This is a genomic window from Azospirillum sp. B2RO_4 (assembly GCF_051124815.1).
Classification (GTDB): domain Bacteria; phylum Pseudomonadota; class Alphaproteobacteria; order Azospirillales; family Azospirillaceae; genus Azospirillum.
Window position 1 is genome coordinate 399,384 of record NZ_CP118485.1, and the last position, 26,835, is coordinate 426,218.

23 protein-coding genes and 1 riboswitch are annotated in these 26,835 nt (G+C 68.4%); of the genes, 20 read left to right on the plus strand and 3 right to left on the minus strand.

Annotated features, from left to right (window positions below; all coding sequences use genetic code 11):
- Positions 1–233 precede the first annotated feature (233 nt).
- From PWS46_RS01725 to PWS46_RS01740, 4 genes are all read left to right on the plus strand, one after another.
- Positions 234–1,955 carry a sensor domain-containing diguanylate cyclase gene (locus PWS46_RS01725; RefSeq protein ID WP_434617242.1) on the plus strand — a complete coding sequence of 574 codons (1,722 nt, stop codon included), beginning with the start codon at positions 234–236 and terminating at the stop codon, positions 1,953–1,955.
- Positions 1,952–3,280 (plus strand): DUF2336 domain-containing protein, encoded by a 1,329-nt coding sequence (locus PWS46_RS01730; protein ID WP_434617245.1) that lies wholly within the window; start codon positions 1,952–1,954, stop codon positions 3,278–3,280. The genes PWS46_RS01725 and PWS46_RS01730 overlap by 4 nt, the downstream gene beginning before the upstream one ends.
- Positions 3,281–3,311: 31 nt before the next feature.
- Positions 3,312–3,944 carry a hypothetical protein gene (locus PWS46_RS01735; RefSeq protein ID WP_434617247.1) on the plus strand — a complete coding sequence of 211 codons (633 nt, stop codon included), beginning with the start codon at positions 3,312–3,314 and terminating at the stop codon, positions 3,942–3,944.
- A 119-nt stretch (positions 3,945–4,063) separates the two neighbouring features.
- Entirely contained in the window at positions 4,064–4,708 is a 645-nt protein-coding gene (locus tag PWS46_RS01740; RefSeq protein WP_434617250.1) for a hypothetical protein, read from the plus strand.
- Between the two features lie 13 nt (positions 4,709–4,721).
- Here PWS46_RS01740 and PWS46_RS01745 read toward each other — a convergent pair whose 3' ends face one another.
- Positions 4,722–6,074 (minus strand): pentapeptide repeat-containing protein, encoded by a 1,353-nt coding sequence (locus PWS46_RS01745; protein WP_434617253.1) that lies wholly within the window; start codon positions 6,072–6,074, stop codon positions 4,722–4,724.
- A gap of 333 nt (positions 6,075–6,407) precedes the next feature.
- On the opposite strand from PWS46_RS01745, the gene ffh reads away from it, so the two are divergent.
- From ffh to thiC, 14 genes are all read left to right on the plus strand, one after another.
- Complete coding sequence (gene ffh / locus PWS46_RS01750; RefSeq protein ID WP_085087993.1) at positions 6,408–7,793, plus strand: signal recognition particle protein; 1,386 nt, start codon at positions 6,408–6,410, stop codon at positions 7,791–7,793.
- Between the two features lie 61 nt (positions 7,794–7,854).
- Positions 7,855–8,211, plus strand: a complete 357-nt coding sequence (gene rpsP, locus PWS46_RS01755) for a 30S ribosomal protein S16 (protein WP_149197599.1) — start codon at positions 7,855–7,857, stop codon at positions 8,209–8,211.
- 42 nt (positions 8,212–8,253) lie between these two features.
- Positions 8,254–8,835 (plus strand): ribosome maturation factor RimM, encoded by a 582-nt coding sequence (gene rimM / locus PWS46_RS01760; RefSeq protein ID WP_434617257.1) that lies wholly within the window; start codon positions 8,254–8,256, stop codon positions 8,833–8,835.
- Between the two features lie 59 nt (positions 8,836–8,894).
- The gene (trmD, locus tag PWS46_RS01765; protein ID WP_434619868.1) at positions 8,895–9,641 is read left to right on the plus strand and encodes a tRNA (guanosine(37)-N1)-methyltransferase TrmD; all 747 of its coding nucleotides are present in this window, start codon (positions 8,895–8,897) and stop codon (positions 9,639–9,641) included.
- A 41-nt stretch (positions 9,642–9,682) separates the two neighbouring features.
- The gene (gene rplS, locus PWS46_RS01770) at positions 9,683–10,078 is read left to right on the plus strand and encodes a 50S ribosomal protein L19 (RefSeq protein WP_012973145.1); all 396 of its coding nucleotides are present in this window, start codon (positions 9,683–9,685) and stop codon (positions 10,076–10,078) included.
- Positions 10,079–10,179: 101 nt separating this feature from the next.
- A complete protein-coding gene (gene rpmH / locus PWS46_RS01775; RefSeq protein ID WP_012973146.1) occupies positions 10,180–10,314 on the plus strand; it encodes a 50S ribosomal protein L34 in 135 nt (44 codons plus the stop codon).
- Between the two features lie 8 nt (positions 10,315–10,322).
- Positions 10,323–10,709 carry a ribonuclease P protein component gene (gene rnpA / locus PWS46_RS01780; protein ID WP_434617261.1) on the plus strand — a complete coding sequence of 129 codons (387 nt, stop codon included), beginning with the start codon at positions 10,323–10,325 and terminating at the stop codon, positions 10,707–10,709.
- A 15-nt stretch (positions 10,710–10,724) separates the two neighbouring features.
- Positions 10,725–11,054, plus strand: coding sequence for a membrane protein insertion efficiency factor YidD (yidD, locus tag PWS46_RS01785; RefSeq protein ID WP_434617264.1), 330 nt, complete (start codon positions 10,725–10,727; stop codon positions 11,052–11,054).
- 55 nt (positions 11,055–11,109) lie between these two features.
- A complete protein-coding gene (yidC, locus tag PWS46_RS01790; protein ID WP_434617267.1) occupies positions 11,110–12,837 on the plus strand; it encodes a membrane protein insertase YidC in 1,728 nt (575 codons plus the stop codon).
- A 111-nt stretch (positions 12,838–12,948) separates the two neighbouring features.
- Complete coding sequence (gene yihA, locus PWS46_RS01795) at positions 12,949–13,632, plus strand: ribosome biogenesis GTP-binding protein YihA/YsxC (RefSeq protein WP_434617270.1); 684 nt, start codon at positions 12,949–12,951, stop codon at positions 13,630–13,632.
- 107 nt (positions 13,633–13,739) lie between these two features.
- On the plus strand, positions 13,740–14,639 hold the full coding sequence (gene argB / locus PWS46_RS01800; protein ID WP_085088015.1) for an acetylglutamate kinase: 900 nt from the start codon (positions 13,740–13,742) through the stop codon (positions 14,637–14,639).
- Between the two features lie 19 nt (positions 14,640–14,658).
- Positions 14,659–14,946 carry a hypothetical protein gene (locus PWS46_RS01805; protein ID WP_434617273.1) on the plus strand — a complete coding sequence of 96 codons (288 nt, stop codon included), beginning with the start codon at positions 14,659–14,661 and terminating at the stop codon, positions 14,944–14,946.
- A gap of 31 nt (positions 14,947–14,977) precedes the next feature.
- On the plus strand, positions 14,978–15,964 hold the full coding sequence (locus PWS46_RS01810; protein WP_434617276.1) for a magnesium transporter CorA family protein: 987 nt from the start codon (positions 14,978–14,980) through the stop codon (positions 15,962–15,964).
- 76 nt (positions 15,965–16,040) lie between these two features.
- Positions 16,041–16,174, plus strand: a riboswitch (TPP riboswitch).
- Positions 16,175–16,294: 120 nt separating this feature from the next.
- Positions 16,295–18,034 (plus strand): phosphomethylpyrimidine synthase ThiC, encoded by a 1,740-nt coding sequence (gene thiC / locus PWS46_RS01815; RefSeq protein WP_434617279.1) that lies wholly within the window; start codon positions 16,295–16,297, stop codon positions 18,032–18,034.
- 180 nt (positions 18,035–18,214) lie between these two features.
- Here the strand turns inward: thiC and greB are convergent, their stop codons facing one another.
- Positions 18,215–18,766, minus strand: a complete 552-nt coding sequence (gene greB, locus PWS46_RS01820; protein ID WP_434617283.1) for a transcription elongation factor GreB — start codon at positions 18,764–18,766, stop codon at positions 18,215–18,217.
- A gap of 102 nt (positions 18,767–18,868) precedes the next feature.
- Positions 18,869–21,916 (minus strand): Rne/Rng family ribonuclease, encoded by a 3,048-nt coding sequence (locus PWS46_RS01825; RefSeq protein ID WP_434617286.1) that lies wholly within the window; start codon positions 21,914–21,916, stop codon positions 18,869–18,871.
- Between the two features lie 744 nt (positions 21,917–22,660).
- On the opposite strand from PWS46_RS01825, the gene PWS46_RS01830 reads away from it, so the two are divergent.
- Both PWS46_RS01830 and PWS46_RS01835 read left to right on the plus strand, forming a co-directional pair.
- Positions 22,661–24,085: an N-acetylmuramoyl-L-alanine amidase gene (locus PWS46_RS01830; RefSeq protein WP_434617289.1), complete on the plus strand. Its 1,425-nt coding sequence runs from the start codon at positions 22,661–22,663 to the stop codon at positions 24,083–24,085.
- 212 nt (positions 24,086–24,297) lie between these two features.
- On the plus strand, positions 24,298–26,835 hold the full coding sequence (locus PWS46_RS01835) for a penicillin-binding protein 1A (RefSeq protein WP_434617292.1): 2,538 nt from the start codon (positions 24,298–24,300) through the stop codon (positions 26,833–26,835).

Sequence of the window (26,835 nt, forward strand, 5' to 3'; positions counted from 1 at the left end):
CCAAGAATGGGGCCGTCGGCGGCCCGCCGCAAGGCGCTTCACATGGTCGCAGCGCCGGTTCGTCCCTTGAGTCGAACCGTTGCCATGGGGAATCCCCCGCATCGTTGGTTGATTGAAGATTAACCCCTAAAGAGGTAACATGAGCCAGACCTTATAACGGTTTGCAGCCTAAGGTATTCGCCCCGCCCGCCCCGTGGCTCGTCCGCCGCGTGGCCCGCCGATCTGGGATCGCCGTGGACCTTCTCCTGACCACCGGTACCTCCGCCCCGACTGCCGGTCCGACCGGCCCCGTGACGCTGGTCGCGCTGTATCCCGGCCCGGCCCTGCGGCTGGATTCGGCACTGGCCGTCGCCGAAGCCAATGCCGAGGCGGAAGACATGATGGACAGCGACCCGCGCTGGCTGCCGGAACTGCGCAACTGGCTGTCGGCGTCCAGCGTGGCGCCGGGTCTGCGCTCGGTGCCGGTGGAATCCCTGCGCGGGATCATGATCGTCGAATGGGCCGGCGTGCCGCTGCCCGACGGCGGCTTCCTGCTGCTGGGCCGCGACGACACGCTGGAACGGCAACTGCGCCACACGCTGACCGAATCGCGGCGGCGCTACAAGGATCTGGTCGAGGTCTCCTCCGACTTCGCCTGGGAAACCGGACCGGACGGCACCTTCGTCTTCGTCAGCCACAAGGGCGCTCTCGGCTATCCGGCCGACGCGCTGATCGGCCGCGACCCGCGGACCCTGGCGCTGGAGGACGCGGAAGACCTGCCGATGCCCTTCGACTGCCGCCGTGCGGTCGATCAGTCCGAGCTTTGGCTGAAGAGCGCCGACGGCACGCCGGCCTGCATCGTCGCCTCCGCCCTGCCGCTTTTCGGGCCGCAGGGTGACTGGATCGGCGCCCGCGGCGTCTGCCGTGACGTGACCGAACAGGTGCTGCGCTCCAACGAGCTGGCGCGCATCCGCTATCGCGAACGGCTGCTCGGCCACATCGTCCACACCCTGCGCGACAGGCTCGACGCCGCGGAAGCACTGGTGGTCGCCGCCACGGAGACGGCGCGGGCGCTCAGCGCCGACGGCTGCCGCATCTATCGGGCGGAGGAGGGGGGCGGCAGCGCCGGTGCCCCGGGTGGCGGTCGCGTCGCCCTGTCGCTGGTCGCGGAGTTCGGTGCGGAGTTGCCGGAGGTCGGGACCGCGCTGCTCGACCGCATCGCCAGTGGCGAGGGTCTGGTGACCGACCGGCTGGGCGACGTGCAGCTGATCGGCGAGCGGACCGAATACCGGCAGGCGGTGAACGGCGCGCTGCTGGTCTGGCGCACCGGCGATTCGGAGCCCTGGGACGATGACGACCGCCAGTTGATGTCCGGCGTGGCCGACCATATCGGCATCGCCCATGCCCATCTCGCCTATCAGGAACGGCTGCGACGCCTGTCGGAACGCGATGGGCTGACCGGCCTGTTCAACCGCCGCACCTTCTTCGAACGGCTGGAGGAATCGATCTCGCGGCCGGACAGCGGGCCGTCGGCCCTGCTCTATGTCGACCTGGACAATTTCAAGGCGGTCAACGACCTGCACGGCCACCAGCAGGGCGACACGGTGCTGAAGGCCATCGGCACGCTGCTGACCACCGGGGTGCGGCCGGGCGACCTGCCGGGGCGGCTGGGCGGCGACGAGTTCGTGCTGTGGCTGGGCCGCACCGACGAGGAGAAGGCGCGGATCGTCGCCGATCGGCTGTTGAACGGCATGCGTGACCTTGCCCACCTGTCGGCAAGCGCGGAGAAGCCGCTGGGCCTGTCGATCGGCATCGCCGTCCACATTCCCGGCCGCGGCGAGACGGTGCGCGAGTTGACCGACCGCGCCGACGCCGCCATGTACGACGCCAAGAAGAGCGGCAAGGGGCATTACGCCCTGGCTCCGGTCTTCCAGGCCTCTTCTTCCGACGTTTCCGCCGCGGAGCCCGCCCCGTGACCCCGCCTGCCGCCCCGCGTCCCGAGACGCTCGACCCCGCCGATTACGAATCCGCCAAGCGGATGGTGCAGAGCGAGGATCCGGCGGTCCGCCGGAAGGTCGCCGAGCATCCCAAGACCCGGCCGGAGCTGCTCTATTTCCTCGCCGCCGACGCCGCGGCCGAGGTGCGGCGCGCCATCGCCACCAATGCCGGAACGCCGCGGCAGGCCGACCTGCTGCTGGCCAAGGACCGTGAGGTCATGGTGCGGCAGGCGGTGGCGCAGAAGATCGCCCGCCTGCTGCCGGAACTGTCTGCCGATCAGGCGACGCAGATCGAGCGGCTGACGGTGGAATGCCTGGAGACGCTGGCGCGCGACCAGGCGACCGAGGTGCGCGGCATCCTGGCCGAGGCGCTGAAGCACCTGCCCAACGCCCCGCACGGCGTCATCAACCGGCTGGCCCGCGATGTCGAACTGTCGGTCTGCTCGCCGGTCCTGCAGCATTCGCCGATCCTCACCGAAGAGGATCTGACCGACATCATCATGAAGGGGCCGGTGCGGGGCGCGATGACCGCCATCGCCAGCCGGCAGAACGTCTCCGCCTCCGTCGCCGATGCCATCGCGCGCTCCGACGACGAGGCGGCGGTGACGGCGCTGCTCGGCAACCCGTCGGCCCAGATCCGCGAAGAGACCCTCGACCGTATCCTGGATCAGGCGCCGCAGCACGAGCCCTGGCATTCGCCGCTGGTCCGCCGCCCGCGGCTGCCGGCGCGCGCGGTGGCGCGGCTGGCCAGCTTCGTCGCCGACAGTCTGCTGAAGGTCCTGCAGGACCGCGACGACCTCGAGCCCGAGGCGGCGCGCGGGCTGGTGGAGGCGGTGCGCCAGCGGGTGGGGCAGGCGGCGGCCGGCACCGCGCCCGGCCAGCCGCTCGGCCCGGTCGATTTCGGCGAGGAGGCGGTCGGCGGTGCCGCCGGGCCGGAGAAGCCGGTGGAACGCCCCAGCGACAAGGCGGCGCGCCTGAACAAGGAAGGCAAGCTGACCGAGAAGCTGATCGAAGGGTCGATGGTGGAGGGGGACCGCGGCTTTGTCATGGCGGCGCTGGCGGAGCTGTCGCAGATCCCGCTGCCGGTGGTCGACCGCATCGTCGCCACCCATGCGCCGCGCGCCGTCACCGCGCTGGTGTGGCGCGCCGGGCTGACCATGCGCTTTGCCCGGCAGGTCCAGTTGCGGCTCGCCCAGATTCCGCCAAAAACGGCGCTTAATGCTCGCGACGGCACGCACTATCCGATGACCGACGAAGAGATGCGCTGGCAGCTCGAATTCTTCGGCGTCGAGGAGAAGGCGTGAGTTTTCCAACCGCTTTCGGGTTTCCCCTGGCATGCGTGTCGCTTTCCTCGCTTTCTTCGTCGTCCTGATCGCCGCATCCACCGGATTCGCCGCCCCGCCGCGCGAAACGCCGGAGGAGCGCGCGGTCGCCGCGACCTTCGACGCCGCCCGCAATGCGCTGGCCGAAAAGCGGGGGGCGGCGGTGATTTCGCTGCTCACCCGCAACTCGGTCAAATCGCTGGAATCGGTGCGCGATGCCGCCCGCCAGCCCGGCGACGCAGCGCTGCAGCGGCTGGAGCCGGCGGAGCGTTTCGCCGCCATGGGCCTGCGCCGCTATCTCGGCCCGTCCGAGCTGCGCCGCATGTCGGTCGGCGACATCGCCAACCATGCGCTGAAGGCGGGCTGGCTCGGCCCCAACGTCATCTCCCGCAGCTCCCTGGGGCCGGTGCGGGTCAAGGGAGACCGGGCATCGGGCCTGCTGATGGTCGACAACCGGCCGGCGCTGGTTCCGGCCGACTTCGTGCGCGAGGGCGGGGCGTGGCGCATCGACCTGTCCAGCGTCTTCTCCTTCGGCAGCCAGATGCTGAAGGGCTTCGCCGCCATGTCGGGGAAGGACGAAACCGCTTATATCGACGAGTTGCTCGACCGCCTGCCGGCCAAGCCGGGAGCGATGAGGACGCACTGATCCCGAGTGCGATAATCCATTTTCCTCAAATCCTTTTGGCCGCGCCCATCCGCGCGATTGCGGCGATTCAAGAGATTGCGTAGACTCGCGCCCGCTTCCACCAAGTGTTGGCGCAGACGATGACCGCACCGGAAGAGTCCAGTCCCCTGCCGGCCTCCGGCCGAACCGTGCCCTGCGGCGCGCATTTCCGCGCCGCGGTGCTGGAGCTTGCCGCCCTGCGCGGGGTCGGGGTGCCGGCGCTCGTGACGGCCGCCCTGTTGCTGGCGCCGGAGGGGGCGATCGATCCCGGATTGCGCGACTCGGGCGGGGAAGCGGTGCTGGAGGTGGAGGGGGTGGAAGCCTGCGACGCGGCGATCCGCAGGGCGCTGGCCGCGGCCCTGGCGCTCGCCGATCCGGGCGCCCGCATCCTGCCGGGCGAAGACGTGCGCCGGCTGGAGGCAGCGGTCGAGACGCTCGGCTACCGCAACAAGACGCTGGCCCATGCGCTGCAGCGCCTGTCCTTCCAGCCGCTAGACGGCCGGGTCACCGAAGTGCGCGACGCGGCGCTGCTGTTCGGCTTCGTCAATGAATGGTGTTTCGACGAGGATCAGGTGCGGCGGCGTTTCCGCGAACTTGCGCCGGTCTATCACCCCGACACCGGCATCGTCGCCTGCCGCGAACGGATGGGCCAGTTGATCGACGCCCGCAACCTGCTGGTCCACCATGTCCGCAGCGTCTACAGCTCCGGCGACTGGCTGGCGAAGCGGGACAGGACCCCCGTCTGAGCTGGAGCCGGTTTCAGCCGGCCAGCCCGATCGCCTCCTCGACGATCGCCTGATCCAGCGTGGCGCCGTCCAGCACGGCCCCGGTCAGGTCGGCGCCGGTCAGATCGGCTTCGCTGAGGTCGGCCCCGGTCAGGTCCGCCCCGGCCAGATTGGCGCCGGCGAGGTTGGCCTTGCGCAGGTCGGCCTTGCACAGCAGCGCCATGCCCAACCGGGCGCGCTGCAGATTGGCGCGCCAGATATGGCCGCTCATCGTCTGGATATGGACGGGGCCGAGTTGCGCCCCGGTCAGGTCGGCGCCGGTCAGGGTGGCGCGCTCGAAATTCACGCCGCGCAGATCGGCCTTCGACAGGTTGGCCTTGCGCATGTCGGCCAGCGACAGGTCGGCTATCGCCATCGACGCCCCCGACAGGTTGGCGCCGCGCAGCGCGATGCATTGGAGGATCGCCGCCGACAGGTTGATGCCGTCCAGCTTGCGGCCCGACAGGTCCAGCGCCGACAGGTCGGCACGCTTGCCGGCTTTGCCGCCGCTGTCGATCCAGGTCAGATGCTCCATCAGCATCTCGCGCAGGTCGTCTTCCGGGTTCTCCAGCGTCTTGGCCAGCACCGCCGCCTGCAGATTGGGCGAGCGCATCTGGGCGGCGTCGAGGATGGCGCCGATCAGGGTGGCGCCGCTGAAGTTGGTGCGGTTGATGGCGCAGCCGGTCATCACCGCCCCCGACAAACGGGCGCCCGACAGGTTGGCCTCCGTCAGGTCGGCGTCGGTCAGGTCGCAGCCAGTCAGGTTGGAGCCGGTCAGGTTGGCGCGCATGAACTTCGTGCCGCGCAGGATGGCATCGGTCAGGTCGGTTTGCATGACGAAGGCGTTGGCGATCTTCGCCCGCGACAGGTCGGCGCCGCGGATGGTCGCCGCCGTCAGTTCCGACGTCAGGACCGAATCCTCATACTCCTGCGCGTACATCTCGCCGCTGGCGTCGTAGTGCAGCAGCGTGCCGTCGCGCAGGTCGACCTCCACCAGCGTCGCCTCGCTCAGCACCGCGCCGCGCAGGCAGGCGCCGCGCAGGTCGGCGCGGCGCAGGTCCGCCTTCTCCAGATTGGCGAGCCGCAGGTCGGCGGCATAGAGGTTGGCGTTGCACAGGTTGGCGCCGGTCAGCCGCGCGCTGAACAGCTTGGCGCCCGACAGGTCGGCGTCCGACAGGTCGATGCCGGACAGGTCGAGATGCGACAGGTCGCGCATCTTCAGGTTGGCGCGCACGCCGCCGGGCTGGCTTTTACGGAATGCCTGGTGCCGCAACAGGATCGCGTTGAGCTGGCTCTGGGTCAGCTTGGTTCGCGGACTGTTGGACCCGAAGCCCTGGGCGGACGACATCGCCGGCATACCTTCTCTATTTGGTAACCCATAATCCGAAAGAGTCGCCAAAATTTGGTTAAGAGTCGGCGGACTGTGACAAGGTTGCGACCGATAACCGCGGCCCGGCAAGTCCGACCTTTGAAGGGAGACCAAATGCCGCCGGCAATGGTTGACTCGGCCTGCCCGCTTCTCTATGGTCCGCCGACCTGTCTTCCGCCAAGTCGATAGACCGGGTACCCCGGCCCCATGCCGGGTATCTCCGCCAGTCCGCGAAATTCGCGCACTGGCGCTTTCGTGCTTGTGCGGGTGGCGGCTTTGACGCTGGACCCGGAACTGGGGAACGAGTAACGCATGTTCGAAGGCCTGACCGGACGCCTGGGCGACATCTTCGACAAGCTGCGCCGCCGTGGCGCGCTGACCGAGGAGGACGTCTCCGCAGCACTGCGCGAAGTTCGCGTGGCGATGCTGGAGGCCGACGTCGCGCTGCCCGTCGTCAAGCAGTTCGTCGCCCAGGTGAAGGAACGCGCCGTCGGGCAGGAGGTGCTGAAGTCGGTCACCCCCGGCCAGCAGGTCATCAAGATCGTCCACGACAACCTCGTGGAGATGCTGGGCGAAGGCGCCGACATCAACCTGAACGCCGCCGCTCCGGTGCCGATCCTGATGGTCGGCCTGCAGGGCTCGGGCAAGACCACCAGCACCGCCAAGATCGCGCTCCGTCTGAAGACGAAGGAGCGCAAGAAGGTCCTGATGGCTTCGCTGGACGTGCGCCGTCCGGCCGCGCAGGAACAGCTGAAGGTTCTGGGCGAGCAGACCGGCGTCGCCACGCTGCCGATCGTGCCGGGTCAGGACCCGGTCGCTATCGCCAAACGCGCCATCGAGACCGGCCGTCTCGAAGGCTACGACGTCGTCATGCTCGACACCGCCGGCCGCCTCGCCATCGACGAGGAGCTGATGGCGGAGGTCGCGGCGGTCCGCGACGCGACCAAGCCGGCGGAAACGCTGCTGGTCGCCGACGCGATGACCGGCCAGGACGCCGTCACCGTCGCCACCAACTTCAACGACAAGGTCGGCATCACCGGCATCGTGCTGACCCGCATCGACGGCGACGCCCGCGGCGGTGCCGCCCTGTCGATGCGCCAGATCACCGGCAAGCCGATCAAGCTGCTGGGCGTCGGCGAAAAGATCGACGCGCTGGAGTCCTTCCACCCCGACCGCATCGCCGGCCGTATCCTCGGCATGGGCGACGTGGTGTCGCTGGTGGAGAAGGCGGTCGAGACCATCGACAAGGACGAGGCCGAAAAGCTCGCCCGCAAGATGGAGAAGGGCCAGGGCTTCGACCTCGACGACATGGCGATGCAGCTGAAGCAACTCCGCAAGATGGGTGGCATGTCCGGCCTGATGGGGATGCTGCCGGGCATCGGCAAGATCAAGGACCAGCTGAAGGACGCCAACGTCGACGACGGGATGATCAAGCGCCAGGAGGCGATCATCTCCTCGATGACCAAGGCGGAACGCAAGAACCCCGACATCATCAAGGCTTCGCGTCGCAAGCGCATCGCCGCCGGTTCCGGCACTTCGGTGCAGGAGGTCAACAAGCTGCTGAAGCAGTTCGAGACCATGCGCGGAATGATGAAGCAGGTGCAGAAGCTTGGGAAGAAGGGGATGCTGCGCGGCGGCCTGGGAAATCTGCTGCCGAAGGGACTCGGCGGCTTTGGCGGCAAGGGGCCTTTCGGCTGACCTGACCGCCTGACGAAATCACCTGATACCTGTTTGACTTGAGAAGAGAAAGTTTCGACCAATGGCTCTGAAGATTCGTCTGGCTCGCGGTGGTGCGAAGAAGCGTCCGTTCTACTCGATCGTCATCGCGGACGCCCGCAGCCCGCGTGACGGCCGCTTCATCGAGAAGATCGGCACCTACAACCCGATGCTGCCGCGCGAGCACGAGCAGCGCATCATCCTGAACGCCGAGCGCGCCAAGCATTGGCTGTCGGTCGGCGCCCAGCCGACGGACCGCGTGGTCCTCTTCCTGGCCAATGCCGGCCTGGTCGAGAAGCCCGCCGTCCGCGAGACCCCGAAGAAGTCGGCCCCGAAGGCCAAGGCGCAGGAGCGTCTGAAGGCCGAGGCCGCCGCCGCTGCCGCCGCGGCTGAAGGCTGAGTGCAGGGTTGAGGTCGTGACGACGTGCCGGGTGTTCCTTCGATGACCGCCAAAATCTGTGTCGGCCAGTTCGCGGGATCGCACGGCGTGCGGGGGCTGGTGAAGCTGCGCAGCTTCACCGCCGAACCCGCCGACGTCGTGACCTATGGCCCGCTGTCGGACGAAGCCGGCGCCCGCCGCTTCACGGTGACGCTCCAGGGCATGGTCAAGGACAACTTCCTGGCCAAGGTCGACGGGGTGACCAGCCGCGAACAGGCACAGGCGCTGGCAGGCGTACGGCTCTACGTGGACCGCGGCGCCTTGCCGGCGACGGAGGACGAGGACGAGTTCTACCATGCCGACCTGATCGGGTTGCGTGCGGAACTCGCCGACGGGACCGTCTACGGCACGGTCAAGGCGATTTACGATTTCGGCGCGGGCGACGTGCTGGAGGTCAGGACCGCCGGCGGTCCGCTGGAGATGCTTCCATTCTCCAAGGCCTGCGTGCCGGTGGTCGATGTCCGGGGCGGTCGCATCGTCGTCGATCTTCCGGCCGTGATCGAAGCCCGCGAGGGCTCCGGTGACGAGGCGGAAGAGACCGAGGGGGAAGAGGGCGGAGACCAGAGCGGGGAGGAGGGGCCGTGAATCACGGCGCCGACGGTCCGCGGGTCTGGACGGCCAAGGTTCTGACGCTGTTCCCGGAAATGTTTCCGGGGCCGCTCGGCCACTCGCTGGCCGGCAAGGCGTTGGAAAATGGAGTCTGGGCACTGGAATCGGTGGACATTCGCTCGTTCGCGCGCGATAAACACCGCTCCGTCGACGACACCCCCTTCGGCGGAGGGGCCGGCATGGTCATGCGGCCCGACGTGCTGGACGCGGCTTTGACCGCGACGGCGGGACCTGTGGGGGCACCGGGACGCGGCCGGGCGATCTATCTGTCGCCTCGCGGACGGGTGCTGAACCAGGAACTGGTCAAGGAGTTGGCCGCCACCCCGGTGGTGACGCTGCTCTGCGGCCGGTACGAAGGGGTGGACCAGCGGGTCCTCGATGCGCACGGCCTCGAAGAGGTCAGCCTCGGGGATTTCGTGCTGTCCGGCGGGGAACTCGCCGCGCTCAGCCTGATGGATGCCGTGGTGCGCTTGCTCCCCGGCGTCATGGGCAACGTGGAGACGGCGGGCGAAGAGAGTTTCGAACGGGGGTTGCTCGAATACCCCCACTACACCCGGCCGGCGGTCTGGACCGACGGGCAGAGTGTGGAGCGCGCGGTGCCGGAGGTTCTGCTCTCCGGTCACCACGGAAAGGTCAAGGCCTGGCGGCTGGCCGAGGCGGAGAGGATCACGGAGGCCCGACGGCCGGACCTGTGGTCGCTCTACCAGGCGAGCCGCCCGGCAGAAGCTGTTACGAACAAGGGTCGGCGGCAGGCTCGCCGGCGCGACCCGAAACCGGAGTGACGGTCCGCCGCGAGGCGCACCGATAGAAAAGGGGTAGTGCTATGAACCTGTTGCAGCAGCTCGAGCAGGAGCAGATCGAGAAGGCCCTCGGTGGCAAGACGATCCCGGAGTTCTCCTCGGGCGATACCGTCCGCGTGAACGTGAAGGTCGTCGAAGGCACGCGCGAGCGTGTCCAGGCCTATGAGGGCGTCGTGATCGCCCGCAAGAACGCCGGCCTGAACAGCTCCTTCACCGTTCGCAAGATCAGCTACGGCGAGGGCGTGGAGCGCGTGTTCCCGCTGTACTCCCCGCGCATCGACTCGATCGAGCTGGTCCGCAAGGGCGCCGTCCGTCGCGCCAAGCTGTACTATCTGCGCGATCTGCGCGGCAAGGCCGCCCGCATCGCCGAGCGTACCACCGGCCGCGGCATGGTCAACGGCCGCCGGGCTGCCGAGTAAGGCGCCTTTCGGTTCGTTTCAGGTTCATAGGTTCGGCGCCCGGCCATCCGGCTGGGCGTCTTCTTCCCGTCACCATCAGCAAAGCTTAAGGAGTAGGCGCCATGAAGCGCACGTTCCAGCCCTCCAAAATCGTGCGTAAGCGTCGTCATGGCTTCCGCGCCCGTATGGCCACCGTCGGCGGACGCAAGGTGATCGCCCGCCGCCGCGCCCGCGGCCGCAAGGTTCTGAGCGCCTGATCCCCGCGATGGCGGCGCCGGACCAAGAGGTCGGGCGCCTGATGCGGCGGCCGGAATTTCTGGCCGTGGCCGGGACACGGCGCAAGCATGTGGCTCCCGGCCTGATCCTCCAGGTGCGCCGGCACGACGACAAGCAGCGGCCCGCCGATGGCGGTCCGCCGATCCGTTTCGGTTTGACGGCGAGCCGCAAGGTCGGCAACGCGGTGGTGCGCAATCGTGCCCGCCGCCGTTTGCGTGAGGCCGCGCGGCAGCTTCTGTCCACCCACGCCGCTCCGGGCCATGACTTCGTCCTGGTCGCGCGCGGCGGTACCGCCGAACGACCCTGGACCGATCTGCTCGGCGACCTGACCGCCGGGCTGAAGCGCCTCGGCCTATGGCGCGAGGCGGAAGGGTAGGAGGCCCGCGACGTCATGTTTCGCATCGCCGGCCTCAGCCCGCTCGCGCACCTGCTCCGCGCGCTCGTTTATCTCTATCGCTGGACCTTGTCGCCCTTCGTGGGCTGGCATTGCCGTTTCCAGCCGACCTGCTCCTGCTACGCCATCGAATCGCTGGAAAAGCACGGCGCCATCCGGGGGGGATGGCTGACGGTGCGCCGGCTCGGGCGTTGCCATCCCTGGGGCGGGTCCGGCTGGGATCCCGTGCCCGATCCCGTTCCGCAGGGGGCGCCCCTGGCGCCCCATTGCTGCGGCCCGCGGGAAAAAGGGCATGCGGCGGTTGCCCAGCCCGGCGAAAACCCGTAACAAGGCCGCGCACACGCCGCCCTTCTTCCAAAGGCCCCACGGCAACCGGGACGCCATGACCGACCAACGCAACCTCATCATCGCGATTGCCCTGTCGATCGCCATCCTTCTGGGCTTCCAGTATTTCTACGAGAAGCCGCGGGTGGAGCAGCAGAAGCAACTCGCCGCCCAGCAGGCCGCCCAGACGGAGCAGTCGGTGCCGGTGCCGGCCCCCGGCGTGCCCGCCCAGCAGCCCCCCGCCACGGCTGAGGTCGCGAAGGAGCGCCCCGAACTGCTCGCCGAGCAGATGGCGGCCGGCACCCGCGTGAAGATCGACACTCCGGCGCTGCACGGCTCGGTCAATCTCGTCGGCGGCCGCATCGACGACCTGACGCTGGCCCAGTACCACGAGACCCCGGACCCCAAGAGCGCGGAAATCGTGCTGCTGGCCCCGGCCGGCACGCCCGCCGCCTATTACGCCGAGTTCGGCTGGGTGCCGCAGGGCGCCGGCATCGCCACCCCGACCGCGACCACCCGCTGGACCGCCGACGGTACGGCGCTGACCCCGGACAAGCCGCTGACCCTGACCTGGGACAACGGCCAGGGGCTGGTGTTCGAGCGCAAGATCGCCGTCGACCCGGACTTCATGTTCACGGTGACGCAGACCGTGCGCAACACGGGCGCCAACCCCGTCACCCTGCTGCCCTACAGCCTGGTGTCGCGCACCGGCACGCCGCACACGTCCGGATACTACATCCTGCATGAGGGCCCGCTCGGCGTCTTCAACGGCTCGCTGACCGAAGAGAAGTACGACGACGTCCGCAAGGCCGGCAGCATCTCCAAGGAGACCACCGGCGGCTGGATCGGCATCACCGACAAGTACTGGCTGGTGTCGCTGGTGCCCGATTCGAACGAGAAGGTCACCGCGCGCTTCCTCTACAATCAGGTCGCCAATTCCGACCGCTACCAGACCGACACGATGGGCGCCCCGGTCACCGTCGCGCCGGGTGCTTCGGTCGAGAACACCGGCCGCCTGTTCGCCGGCGCCAAGCAGGTGAAGCTGCTCGACAGCTACTCCGAAAAGCTGAACATCAAGAATTTCGACCTCGCGATCGACTTCGGCTGGTTCTACTTCCTGACCAAGCCCTTCTTCTACGCGCTCGATTTCCTGGGCCGTGTCATCGGTAACTTCGGCATCGCCATCCTGGTGCTGACCGTCTGCGTCAAGGCCGTCTTCTTCCCGCTCGCCAACAAGTCCTATCAGGCGATGAGCAAGATGAAGGCGCTGCAGCCGAAGATGCAGGAGCTGCGCGAGAAGTTCAGCGACGATCAGGCCCGCATGAACCAGGAGCTGATGGCGCTGTACAAGCGCGAGAAGGTCTCCCCGGTGTCGGGCTGCCTGCCGATCCTGATCCAGATCCCGGTCTTCTTCTCGCTCTACAAGGTACTGTTCGTGACCATCGAAATGCGGCATGCGCCGTTCTTCGGCTGGATCCACGATCTGTCCGCGCCGGATCCGACCAACCTGTTCACTCTCTTCGGCGTCATTCCCTGGGACCCGCCGCACCTGCTGCATCTCGGCCTGTGGCCGCTGATCATGGGCGTGACCATGTGGTTCCAGCAGAAGATGAACCCGGCCCCGCCGGACCCGGTCCAGCAGAAGGTGTTCCAGTTCCTGCCCATCGTCTTCACCTTCATGCTCGCCGGCTTCCCGGCCGGTCTGGTGATCTACTGGGCCTGGAACAACACCCTGTCGGTCCTGCAGCAGTGGACCATCATGAAGCGCATGGGCGTGAAGGCCTGATCGGCTTAATCACTCCTCTGCCCAGTTTCTGAGATGTACCGCCGGCAAAGACCCTTGACGGGCCTTTGCCGGCGGTATGTTTTTCAGCCCACCCCAACGAGAGCGCCCGCCATGACCACTCCCGACACGCCGACCTCCAACACCCCCAGCATCGTTTCCGGCTTCGACGAGGGCGCGCTGGAGGCCGGGCGGCTGCTGTTCGCCAAGGAGTGCGACTTCGTCTGGGGCGCCAACGCGCTGAACCAGTTGCCGGAGGCCGACCTGCCGGAGGTCGCCTTCGCCGGCCGGTCGAATGTCGGCAAGTCGAGCCTCGTCAACGCGCTGACCGGGCGCAAGACGCTGGCCCGCACCTCCAACACGCCGGGCCGCACCCAGCAGCTCAACTTCTTCAACCTCGGCAACCGGCTGAAGCTGGTGGACATGCCCGGCTACGGCTATGCCAAGGAATCGAAGGAGAAGGTGGAGGCGTGGAACGACATGGTCCGCCGGTTTCTGCGCGGCCGGGTCACGCTGCGCCGGGCGCTGGTGCTGATCGACTCGCGCCATGGGCTGAAGCCCAACGACCATGAGATCATGGAGATGCTGGACCGCACGGCGGTGCCCTATGTCGTCGTGCTGACCAAGGCCGACAAGGTGAAGGCCGCGGATCTGGACAAGGTGCGCCGCGACACCCAGGCTGGGCTGAAGAAGCATCCGGCCGCCTTCCCGGACATCCATGTCACCAGCTCGGAGAAGGGCGAGGGCATCGCCGAACTGCGCGCCAGTCTGGCAGCGCTCGCACTGCCGGCCGAATAGCCGGCCGGCGCCGCCGGGTATGTGACCGTTAAATTGCCCCCTAGGCAACCGGCCGGCCTTTCCGTTAAAGAAGCCCAACCGTCCACCCCGACAAAGGGCATCCTCCCGTGCAGACTCCCACCCGTGACGAGTGGCTCGCCAAGGCCCGTACCCTGTCCGAAGCGCTGCCCTACATGCGCCGTTATGCCGGGAGCACCTTCGTCATCAAGTACGGCGGCCACGCCATGGGCGACGCCGGGCTGGCGGAACTGTTCGCGCGCGACATCGTGCTGCTGAAGCAGGTCGGCATCAACCCGGTGGTCGTCCACGGCGGCGGGCCGCAGATCGGCCAGATGCTGGAGCGCCTGAAGATCAAGTCCAGCTTCATCGACGGCCTGCGCGTCACCGACAAGGAGACGGTCGAGGTGGTCGAGATGGTGCTGGCCGGCTCCATCAACAAGCAGATCGTCGCCGCCATCAACAGCGCCGGCGGCCGCGCCGTCGGCCTGTCCGGCAAGGACAGCAACCTGATCACCGCCCGCCGGCTGGAGCGCGTGCAGCGCGACCCCGACAGCAACATCGAGCGGGTGCTGGACCTGGGCTTCGTCGGCGAGCCCTACAAGGTCAATCCGGAGATCCTGCAGGCCCTCGCCAAGTCGGACATCATCCCGGTGATCGCGCCGGTCGGCTTCGACGTGAACGGCGATACCTACAACATCAACGCCGACACGGCGGCCGGTGCGGTCGCGGCGGCGGTGAAGGCGGCGCGCTTCTTCCTGCTGACCGATGTCGCCGGCGTGCTCGACAAGGAAAAGAAGCTGATCGAGAAGATGTCGCTGGCCGATGCCCACAAGGCCATCGCCGACGGCACCGCATCGGGCGGCATGATCCCGAAGATCGAGACCTGCATCGGCGCGGTGGAGCAGGGCGTCGACGCCGCTGTTATCCTGGATGGCCGCGTTCCGCATGCGCTGCTGCTGGAGATCTTCACCGAGGGCGGCGCCGGCACCCTGATCGGCAAGGCCTGAGTCGGTAAACGGGGGACCGATGAGCGACCTGCGCAAGGACCTGCTCCGCCAGATGAAGGCCATCCGCGAAAAGATGGACCCGAAGCTGGTGGAGCGCGCCCGGCTGGCGGCGTTGGGCAAGGTCCCCTACGACAGCGACGCGGCGAAGGAGGCGGTCGGCCATTTCCTCGACGCCAAGCGGGATGGCGGCGCCTTCCGACGCAAGCTGGAACAGGCGTTGAAGGCCGAGGGCGCGGCGCTGGACCTCGATGACGGGGAAAAGGCGCCGCCGCCGGTGAAGCCGCGGCGCGGCGGCCGGATGACGTAACGCCGTCCGGCACCACGCAAGGAGCACAGCCTTGCTGCATGTCTTCGTCAATGACGGCGGTCTGCTGCGTTGGGCCAGGGAGGCGGCAGCGGACGAGGCGGCGCAGCTGCCCGACTCCGCCGTGTGGCTGGACCTGATCAACCCGACGCCGGGTGAACTGGCGCGGGCGGAGGCGCTGATCGGCACCGGTCTGCCCACCCGCGAGCAGATGGCGGAGATCGAGGAATCGAGCCGTCTGCGCGTGGCCGGCGGCGCCTTGACCATGACCGTCACCGCGCTGGTCTGGGCCGACACCGACGAGCCGCGCATCGCCACCGTCAGCTTCGTGCTCGCCGGGCGGCGGCTGGTGACCATCCACGACATCGATCCGCAGGCGCTGCTGGCTTTCCGCCGCCGTGCCACCCATGGCGAGATCTCCGCCGCCCGTGGCGAGCTGGTTCTGGCGGCGCTGGTGGATGGCATGATCGACCGCACCTCCGTCGTGCTGCGGCGCACCGGGGTCGAGCTGGATGCGCTGAACCGGCGCTATTTCCGCGGGCGCAAGCTGCGCTCGCGCGGCGAGACGCTGGACGATGCCCAGACGTTGAAGCGCATCGGCCATGCCGGCCATCTGATCGGCAAGGCGCGGGTCAGTCTGGCCAGCCTTTCCCGCATGACCGATTTCCTGGCGCGCGGCGACGGCTGGAACTCCGGCAAGGCGACGCGGCGCTGGGCCAAGACCACGCTGCAGGACCTGCGCGGGCTCGACCAGTATGCCCGCTTTCTGTCCGGCAAAGTCGCGTTGGCGCTGGATACCGCACTGGGCCAGATCAACGTCGAGCAGAACGAAATCGTGAAGATCGTGTCGGTGCTGACCGTTCTGCTCTATCCGCCGACCTTGGTCGCCAGCATCGGCGGCATGAATTTCACCGACATGCCCGGCAGCGATTCGCCCTTCGGATATGTCAGCGCCCTGGGGCTGATGCTGCTGTCGGCGTTGCTGCCGGTGGTCTATGTGCGGTCGAAGCGCTGGATGTAGCGATTTTCCACAATATGGCAGGCGGATCGTCCGCGGCGCTTTCCTTTTGACAGGCGCGTTCTCCGTCGGCAGGATGGGCGCATTCCAGGGGGGTCCCGACAGGGGGCTGAGATACCAACGGCCGGACGGCGCCAATCGTCGCCGGCAGCGTGGTGACCCTTCGAACCTGATCCGGGTCATACCGGCGAAGGGAGGGACCTCGTGACGGGCCGACCACGCCCCGTCCGGCCGTATCGGCCCCATATCTATGGGGCGCATGGCCTGCACGATGATACCGCACCTCCGTCCGCAGTCCCGGGTTTGTCCGCCCAACTCCGACGGAGAAACCCAATGCCCAAGGACTTCAACGAGAACGCCATCCGCATTTCGACCGGCCCGCTGCCGTCGTCGCGGAAAATCCATGTGCCCGGCACGCGCTTTCCCGATCTGCGCGTCGCCATGCGCGAGATCGCGCTGTCGGGCGGCGAGCCGCCGCTGACCGTCTATGACGCCTCCGGTCCCTACACCGACGAGTCGGTCGCCATCGACGTGCGCGCGGGGCTGGCCAAACACCGCCGCGACTGGATCCTGGCCCGTGGCGATGTGGAGACCACCGACAGCGGCGTGCTGCGCGCCAAGGGTGGCGGGGCGGTGACCCAGATGGCCTACGCCCGCGGCGGCATCGTCACCGCGGAGATGGAATACATCGCCGTCCGCGAGAATCTCGGCCGCGCCGCGGCGCTGGACGCGGCCAATGGATTGGGGCGTGACGGCGAGGATTTCGGCGCCGAGATCCCCGACTTCATCACCCCGGAATTCGTCCGGGACGAGGTGGCGCGCGGGCGGGCGATCATCCCGTCCAACGTCAACCACCCCGAGTCGGAGCCGATGATCATCGGCCGCAACTTCCTGACCAAGATCAACGCCAACATCGGCAACTCCGCCGTGACCTCCTCGATCGAGGAGGAGGTGGAAAAGATGGTCTGGTCGATCCGCTGGGGCGCCGACACCGTGATGGACCTGTCGACCGGTGCCGACATCCACCAGACCCGCGAGTGGATCCTGCGCAACTCCCCGGTTCCCATCGGCACCGTGCCGATCTATCAGGCGCTGGAGAAGGTGAAGGGCAAGGCGGAAGACCTGACCTGGGAGCTGTTCCGCGACACCCTGATCGAGCAGGCGGAGCAGGGCGTCGATTACTTTACCATCCATGCCGGCCTGCGGCTGAGCCACATCCCGCTGACCGCCAAGCGGGTGACCGGGATCGTCTCGCGCGGCGGCTCGATCATCGCCAAATGGTGTCTGGCGCATCACCGCGAGAATTTCCTCTACGATCATTTCGCCGACATCGTCGAGATCTGCCGCGCTTATGACGTGGCGCTGTCGATGGGTGACGGTCTGCGGCCCGGCAGTCAGGCCGATGCCAACGACGCCGCGCAGTTCGCCGAGTTGGAGACGCTGGGCGAGCTGACCAAGATCGCCTGGGCGCGCGACGTTCAGGTGATGATCGAGGGGCCGGGCCATGTGCCGATGCACAAGATCAAGCACAATGTCGAGAAGCAGATCGCGCTGTGCGGCGAGGCGCCCTTCTACACGCTCGGGCCCTTGGTGACCGACATCGCGCCGGGTTACGACCACATCACCAGCGCCATCGGCGCGGCGATGATCGGCTGGTTCGGCACGGCGATGCTCTGCTACGTCACGCCGAAGGAGCATCTGGGCCTGCCGGATCGCGACGACGTGAAGGCCGGCGTCATCGCCTATAAGATCGCCGCCCATGCCGCCGACCTCGCCAAGGGCCACCCGGCTGCGCGGCTGCGCGACGACGCCATGTCGCGCGCCCGCTTCTCCTTCCGCTGGCGCGACCAGTTCGCCCTGTCGCTCGATCCCGACACGGCGATGGCCTACCACGACGAGACCCTTCCGGCGGAAGGTGCCAAGACCGCGCATTTCTGTTCGATGTGCGGGCCGAAATTCTGTTCGATGAAGATCACGCAGGAAATCCGCGACGCCGCGGAGTCCGGCATGGCCGAGATGTCGCAGAAGTTCCGCGAGTCGGGCGGGGAGATCTACCAGCCGGCGGCGGAGTGAAGTCTCGGCACTGATGCCCCCTCCCTAACCCTCCCCCGCTCTCGCGGGAGAGGGAACTCCGCCGCCTCGCGAATAGCTCACGTTGACAAGCGTCCTACCCCCTCTCCCGCGATCGGACCGGCCTTCGGCCGGCCGAGAGCGGGGGAGGGATGGGGAGGGGGCATCCAAAGCAACCACCCCTCACCCGGCGTACCTGATCTCCAGCACTTCGACCTGTTCCATCCCCGCCGGAGTGCGGACATCCACAAGATCGCCCTCCCGCGCCTTCAGCAGGGCGCGGGCGATGGGAGAGATCCAGCTGACATGGCCGCGGTCGGGATCGACCTCGTCGGCGCCGACGATGGTGATGGTGTTCTCCGACCCATCCTCGCGGGCATAGGTGACGGTGGCGCCGAAGAAGACCTGTTCGCGGTTCTTCTGATCCTGCGGATTGACCACCACCGCCGATTCCAACCGCTTGTTCAGGAAGCGGATGCGGCGGTCGATCTCGCGCAGGCGCTTCTTGCCGTAGAGATAGTCGCCATTCTCCGACCGGTCACCGTTGCCGGCGGCCCAGGACACCACCTCCACCACCTTCGGCCGCTCCACCCGCAGCAGGTGGCGCAGTTCCTCCTGCATGCGCTGGAAGCCGGGCGGGGTCATGTAGTTCTTGAAACCCTGCGGCAGCGGTACCGGTTCGTCGAGATCGTCGTCTTCGGGCGTGTCGTTCTCGCGGGTGAAGGCCTTGCTCATGGTCCGACCTGTCCTGTGGCAGGGATGATAACGTCCGGGAAAAGGAAAAGGCGCCTTGCGGCGCCTTTTCCCGTTCCAGAGGTCCCGGTTGGGCCGTTGGGCTTACCGCTTCCACCATCCGCGGCGCGGCTTGGCATTCGCCTCGTCCTCGTCACCGGCGGGAGCCGGCTCGCTGACGGGCTCGGCGGCCGGCGCGGGCACCGGAGCCGGCGCGGCGGCGACCGGCGCGGCCTCCGCCGGAGCCTCCGCAGCGGCCTTGCGCTTGCGCGACGCCTTCTTGGCCGGAGCCTTGTCGGTCGCGACCTCCGCCGGGGCTTCCGCGGCGGCAGCTGCCTTGCGCTTGCGGCCCTTGGCCGGGGCTTCGGCAGCGACCGGAGCGGCCACGGGAGCGGCCTCCACCGGGGCTTCGGCGGCAGCCTTGCGCTTGCGCGAGGCCTTCTTGGCCGGCGCGGCTTCGGCTGCGGCTTCCGCGGGCGCCTCGACCGCAGCGGCGGCCTTGCGCTTGCGGCCCTTGGCGGGAGCTTCGGCGACGGTCGGAGCGGCCACGGGAGCGGCCTCCACCGGGGCTTCGGCAGCAGCCTTGCGCTTGCGCGACGCCTTCTTCGCCGGAGCCTTGACAGCGGCCGCTTCGGCCGGGGCCGGAGCGGTCACCGGCGGCTCGGTGGCGGGTACCGGAACCGGGGCTTCCTCGGCCGCCGGAGCCGTATCGCCGGCCAGGATCCAGTCGAGGTCGCTCGCTTCGACCGGAGCCGGAGTCGCCTGAGCCGGAGCGGCGGGCTGCTCGGAGACGGCGTCCTCGCCGCCCTCCAGGCCTTCCGCACCCTCGCGGCGCGACCGGCGACGACCACCGCGCTTGCCGCGGCGGCGCTTCTTGCGGCCTTCGCCGTTGCGCTCGCCGGCGTCGGCGCCGGTTTCGTCGTCACCGTCCTCGTCGTCCTCGTCGCCATCGGCATCAGCCGAGTCGGCGTCGGTGGCGGCGGGTTCGGAGATGGCGGCGCCGGGGATCGCCTCGGCGGCAACCGGCAGAGCGGTCTCCTCGGTTTCCTGACCGGCTTCGTCCGTCTCGCCTTCGCCTTCGGCGGTGTCGCCCTCGACCCGGCCATCCTCGCGGTCACGGCCACGGCCGCGACGGCGGCGACGGCGGCGGCGGCGATCCTCGCCATTGCCATCGCCGTTGGTCTCGGCACGCTCGGCGGTCTCCTCGACCTGGGCGGCTTCGACCTCGGCTTCCGGCTCCTCCACCGGTTCGACCGGCTCGGCGGCCAGCGCGCGGTCGGTCTCGGCCATCACGCGGTCGGCGCTGACCAGCGCGACATCCTCGTCGGGCAGGCGGGCCTTGTTGCGCTCCAGGCGATGGTCCGGGGCGATCAGCGTGTCGTCGGCCTGGACCATGACGCTGAAGGCATGACGCTCTTCGATCTTGGCCAGCTCACCGCGCTTCTGGTTGAGGATGTAGAGCGCGATGGAGGTCGGGACGTAGATGGTGATCTCCGACGACCGCTTGCGGATGCCCTCCTCCTCGATGGCGCGCAGGACGTGAAGCGAGGCGGATTCGACCGACCGGACGACGCCGGTGCCCGAGCAGTGCGGGCAACGCTCGAAGTTGGTCTCCAGCAGGGAGGGACGCAGACGCTGGCGCGACAGCTCCAGCAGGCCGAAGGCGGAGATGCGGCCGAGCTGGATGCGTGCCCGGTCGTTCTTCATCGCCTCCTTCATGCGGCGCTCGACGGCGGCGTTGTTCCGCGGCTCCTCCATGTCGATGAAGTCGATGACGATCAGGCCGGCCAGATCGCGCAGACGCAGCTGGCGCGCCACCTCGTCGGCGGCCTCCAGGTTGGTCTTGTAGGCGGTTTCCTCGATGTTGCGCTCGCGGGTCGACTTGCCGGAGTTGACGTCGATGGAGACCAGCGCCTCGGTCGGGTTGATGACGATGTAGCCGCCGGAGCGCAGCTGCACCACCGGGCTGTGGATGGCGTCGATCTGCGTTTCCACCTGATAGCGGTGGAACAGCGGGATCTGGCTGTCGCGGTACAGCTGGACGCGCTGGGAATGGCCCGGCATCAGCATGTCCATGAACTCGCGCGCCGTGCGGAAGCCGGCCTCGCCCTCGACCCAGATCTCGTCGATGTCGTTGGAATAGAGATCGCGGATCGACCGCTTGATCAGGTTCGCCTCTTCATAGATGAGGCAGGGCGCCGACGACTTCAGCGTCTGTTCGCGGATGTCGTCCCACAGGCGCAGGAGATATTCCAGGTCGCGCTTGATCTCGGGCTTGGAACGCTCCAGGCCGGCGGTGCGCAGGATGACCGCCATGCCGTCGGGAATGTCGAGGTCCGACAGAATTTCCTTCAGGCGCTTGCGGTCGGCCGGGTTGGTGATCTTGCGGGAAATCCCGCCGCCACGGCCGGTGTTGGGCATCAGGACGCAGTAGCGGCCGGGTAGCGACAGGTAGGTGGTCAGCGCCGCACCCTTGTTGCCGCGCTCTTCCTTCGTCACCTGCACCAGCATGACCTGCCGGCGCTTCACCACTTCCTGGATCTTGTAGGAACGCAGCGGGCGTGAGCGGCGGCGCTGGGTCTCCGCCTCCTCGTCCTCGTCGCCGCCCAGCGTGTCGGGGGCGTCGGCGTCCTGGGCACCGGCCTGGGCACCGGCCTGGGCGGCGCCCTCGGTCGGGGCGGCCTGCTCGTCACCGGACTCGCTATCTTCGGCGCCGTTGTCGTCGCCGTCTTCCTCATCCGACGCCTCGGGCGCGATGGGGGAGGGCATCGGCGACCATTCCTCGACCACCTGCTCGGGACGGATCGGCTCGCCCATCACGGCGCCGTCGGCGGCGGCCTCGGCCCGGGCTTCCGCCTGCTCTTCCAGGCGGCGCTCCTCGGCCAGCAGCGCCTCGCGGTCGGCGATGGGGATGCGGTAATAGTCGGGATGGATTTCGGAGAAGGCGAGGAAGCCGTGGCGGTTCCCGCCATATTCCACGAAGGCCGCCTGAAGCGAAGGCTCGACCCGCGTCACCTTCGCCAGGTAGATGTTGCCCTTCAGCTGCTTGCGGCTGGCGATCTCGAAGTCGAGCTCTTCCAGCCGGTTCCCATTGACCACGGCGACCCGGGTTTCTTCCGGGTGCGTGGCGTCCACCAGCATGCGCTTGGCCATATACGGTCCTCAACGGCGCGACCCAGGGAACCCGCGCGACCGGTCGGGCCGCCTGGACGCAGCGTCTGTTGTGGGCGAAGCATACGGCACGACGGACCGGAACCGCCGAACGGCGCTGACGAGAGCAGCCAGGACGGCCCGGTCGACACGCGCCGGGCTGCCGCCTTGCGGCCACAGCCAGCTTCGAGGTTTCGTCCTCTCACCGCCAACCCGAACGCGCCACCCCGCGACGTCCCTCCGGCGCGGATGGCCGGACAGGCGGTGTCGGGGGCGACGCCGCAGCCCCTTGGGTAAGCCCCGTGACCGGCGATCGGCTGATCCTGGGAGGTTGGTCCCGGCATCAGCGAATCGGCGCTCACCTTGGGAGTCCGACCCTGGTCTGGCGAATTGCGGTCTGTCGCAAAGATACCATAGACAAGCGTTCCCTCTTGCACAACGCGGAAATGCGCCGATTCGGCGAACAAGTTCGTCGCGGGGAAGCGGCGGTGCGTGCTTCCACCGGGGCAGCCTGTCCACACATGTCCGCCGCCACGCTCACGTCCACTGTTGCAGGAACGGCACCCCCGGCCGGAATTGACTCGGGATCTGACGATCCGCGTTGAGAGCGTTGAATTGGCTAGGCTATAGCTGAGCGTCCATTGCCTTGTCCTGTGCCCCTTCAGCCGCCGAGGAGTCTCGATGCCACGGCCGCACTGCCCGACCACAGCCGCCGCTCCAGCCGCCGCTTCGGCGCGTTGCGTCGCGATGCGCGTTCTTGGAATGGTTCTGCCGGTGCTGCTGGTGTTGGGGCTGATCGGTTTTGCTGCGACCGGGGCGGCAAGGGCGCAGACCACCGCGGCCCTGCCGTCGGCGCCGCCGCGCACGGCGGTGGTCGATGCCCGGCTCGGCATTCATCCGGACAAGACCCGCTTCGTGCTGGAACTGAGCGACGCGGTGCCCTTCACCGTGTCGATGGCCGCCGATCCCTACCGCATCATCGTCGATCTGCCCGAACTGGTCTGGCCCGGCGGATCGCTGGCGGTGGAGGGCAAGGGGGTGGTCGCGCGCTACCGCCATGCGACGGGCGGCCCGCGCGGCACGCGCCTGACCTTCGAGACGGTCGGTCCCGCCCGGCTGCGCGAGGGCTACATGATCCCGGCGCGGGACGGCCACCAGCCGCGCCTCGTCCTCGACCTGGAGAAAACGACGCCCGCCGAGTTCCGGCAGCTTGCCGCCGCCACCGCCGGACACGGCGACGCCGGTGAGATCGGATCGAACGAGATCGGTTCGACGGCTCCGCTGTCGATGAGTTCGATCGTCGCGTCGGCGATGGCGGTTCCGGTGCCCGAGCAGCCGCCTGCCCAACCCGCCACCGCCGTCACTGCCCCGCCGCCCTTCGCGCCGCTGCCGCCGATCCCGCCGGCCCAGTTGATCCCGGCAGCGCTGCCGGTGGCCCCGCCGCTGCCGGACAACAAGCCGCCGACGGTGGCCGAAAAGCCGCTGATCGTGCTCGACCCCGGCCATGGCGGCCAGGATCCCGGCGCCATCGGCGTCGGCGGCATCTATGAGAAGGACATCACGCTCGCCACCGCCAAGGAGGTGAAGCGCCAGCTGGAGGCGACCGGCCGCTACCGGGTGAAGCTGACCCGCGACAGCGACGTGTTCATCCGCCTGCGCGACCGCGTCGCCATCGGGCGGGAGGCCGGCGCCGACCTGTTCATCTCGTTGCATGCCGACAGCATCAGCAGCGGCGATGTCCGTGGCATGTCGATCTACACCCTGTCCGACAAGGCGTCCGACCGCGAGGCGGAGATGCTGGCCGCCAAGGAGAACCGGGCCGACGCCCTGGTCGGGCTCGACCTGTCGGGCGAGAACAAGCTGGTCGCCAACATCCTGATCGATCTCGCCCAGCGCGACGCCATGAACCATTCCAAGCGCTTCGCCACGCTGGCGCTGCAGAATCTCGGACGCGAGGTGCCGCTGATCCCCAACCGGCCGCACCGGCAGGCCGGCTTCGCCGTGCTGACCGCGCCCGACGTGCCGTCGGCGCTGATCGAGATGGGATACCTGTCGAACCGGCAGGACATCCGGCTGCTGACCTCCTCCGGCCACCGCGAGCGTCTGGGCAAGGGGCTGGCCCGCACCATCGACGCCTATTTCCGCTGGCTGCACGGCGCGCAGAGGAGCTGAAGCGGAGCCGGACGGCACGAATACCCCCTTTGCGCCGGCGCCGTCTTGCGGGCGCCCTCTGCGTGTCACATTTTCCTGACATGACGGGAACGGGGGCGGCACTTCGCACCGCGGCGGTGTAGGATGCGCCGCCCTGTCAGGCGCACCTGTGATCCGGATCCATTGGAACCGGACTGCCGGCGCGCCGTTCGTCGTCTCTTGCGGGATCGGTCATGCGCCTTCTTCTGTCCTTGCTGATGGCCTTCGTGATGCTGGCTCTTGCCGGCGCCGGTGGGCTGGTCTTCCTGTTCGAGCATTACGACCACGACCTGCCCGACTACACCAAGCTGGCCAACTACGAGCCGCCGGTGACCACGCGCATCTACGCCGGCGACGGGCGCCTGATGGCGGAATTCGCGTCGGAGCGGCGCATCTTCGTGCCGATCGACGCCATGCCGCGCATGGTCATGAACGCCTTCATGGCGGCCGAGGACAAGAATTTCTATGGCCACCAGGGTGTCGATCCCATCGGCATCCTGCGTGCGATCCTGACCAACGTCGAGAATTTCGGCCGCGACCGCCGCCCGGTCGGTGCCAGCACGATCACGCAGCAGGTCGCCAAGAACATGCTGCTGACCAACGAGGTCTCCTTCGCCCGCAAGATCAAGGAGGCGATCCTGGCGATCCGCATCGAGCGGACATTCAGCAAGGACCGCATCCTGGAGCTGTACCTGAACGAGATCTTCCTGGGGAACCGCTCCTACGGCGTGGCGGCGGCGGCGCTGAACTATTTCAACAAGGCGCTGGACGAGCTGAGCATCGAGGAGGTCGCCTTCCTGGCGGCCTTGCCCAAGGCGCCCTCCAACTACAACCCCGACCGCCAGCACGACGCCGCCATGGCCCGCCGCAATTGGGTGATCGGCCGCATGGCGGAAGACGGCTACATCACGCCCGACGAGGCGAAGGCAGCCCAGGCCCGGCCGCTGGTCACCCGCAAGCGCGACGAGCAGGAGGTGGTGACCGCCGAGTATTTCTCCGAGGAGGTCCGGCGCGAACTGGTGAAGCTCTATGGCGAGCAGGCGCTGTATGAGGGCGGGCTGTCGGTTCGCGCCTCGATGGACCCGACGCTGCAGGCGACCGCGACCAAGGCGCTGCGCGACGGGCTGATCGCCTACGACCGCCGCCACGGCTGGCGCGGCCCGGTGTCCAAGATGGAGAATTTCGACAACTGGCCGAAGAAGCTGGCCGCCCTGCCGCCGCCCGCCGGGTCGGAAGGCTGGAAGATGGCGGTGGTGCTGAAGGACGACCAGTCGGACGGGCTGGATATCGGGCTTGCCGACGGCGGCCGCGGCCGCATTCCGCTGTCGGAACTGCGCTGGGCACGCGCCTCCAAGGATGGCGACGTCTCCGGCCCGGCGATCCGCAAGCCGTCCGACGTCGCCAAGCTGGGCGACGTCCTGCTGGTCGAGCCGCTGAGCGGCCCATCGAAGGATGAGGACGAGAAGCCGGCCAGGAAGGGCGACAAGTCCGCGCCGAAGGAGCCGCCGCCGAACAGCTATGCCCTGCGCCAGATCCCGCAGGTGCAGGGCGGCCTCGTGGCGCTCGATCCGCACACCGGCCGCGTGCTGGCGATGGTCGGCGGCTTCTCCCCCGCCATGAGCGTGTTCAACCGCGCCACCCAGGCGCTGCGCCAGCCCGGTTCGGCCTTCAAGCCCTTCGTCTATCTGACGGCGCTGAACCAGGGCTTCACCCCGTCGTCGCTGGTGATGGACGCGCCCTTCTCCTTTGATCCGGGCGGCGGACAGCCGGTCTGGCGGCCGGAGAACTACAGCCATGAGTTCTACGGCCCGACCCCGCTGCGCGTCGGCATCGAGAAGTCGCGCAACGTCATGACCGTCCGCCTCGCCCAGCAGATCGGCATGGACAAGGTCAAGGCGCTGGTCGAGAAGTTCGGCATCGTCGACAACCTGCAGCCCTACCTGCCGATGGCGCTGGGCGCCGGGGAAACGACGGTGCTGCGGCTCGCCACCGCCTATGCCATGCTGGACAATGGCGGCAAGCGGGTGGTGCCGACCTTCATCGACCGTGTGCAGGACCGCAACGGCAAAACCATCTTCCGTCACGACAACCGCCCGTGCGAGGGCTGCAACAACGTCGCCTGGAAGGACGGGATGGCGGTGCCGGCGGTGCCCGACACCCGCGAGCAGGTGAACGACCCGCGCACCACCTACCAGATCGTCTCGATCCTGGAAGGCGTGGTCCAGCGCGGCACCGCCGCCGCGCTGCGCTCGCTGGGCAAGCCACTGGCCGGCAAGACCGGCACCACCAACGACAGCCACGACGCCTGGTTCATGGGCTTCTCGCCCGATCTGGTGGTCGGCACCTACATCGGTTTCGACCAGCCGCGCTCGCTGGGTGGGCACGAGACCGGCGGTTCCGCCGCGGTTCCGGTGTTCAAGGAGGTCATGCAGGTGGCGCTGAAGGACAAGCCGGCGACGCCGTTCCGCGTGCCGCCCGGCTTGCGTCTCGTCCGCGTCAACCCGACCAACGGCCAGCTGGCCCAGCCGGGCGACAACCGCGCCATCTGGGAAGCCTTCCTGCCGGGCACCGAGCCGAATCCCGACCAGCCTCAGGTGGTGCTGGACGGCTCCTCGCAGGCGTCCGGCGCCATGATGGGCGATCCGAACGCCACGGGCGGCTTCGGCTCGCAACAGCCGGGCGTGCCGGCCCCGCCGGCGGCGGCGACGCTGGGAACCGGCGGGCTTTACTGA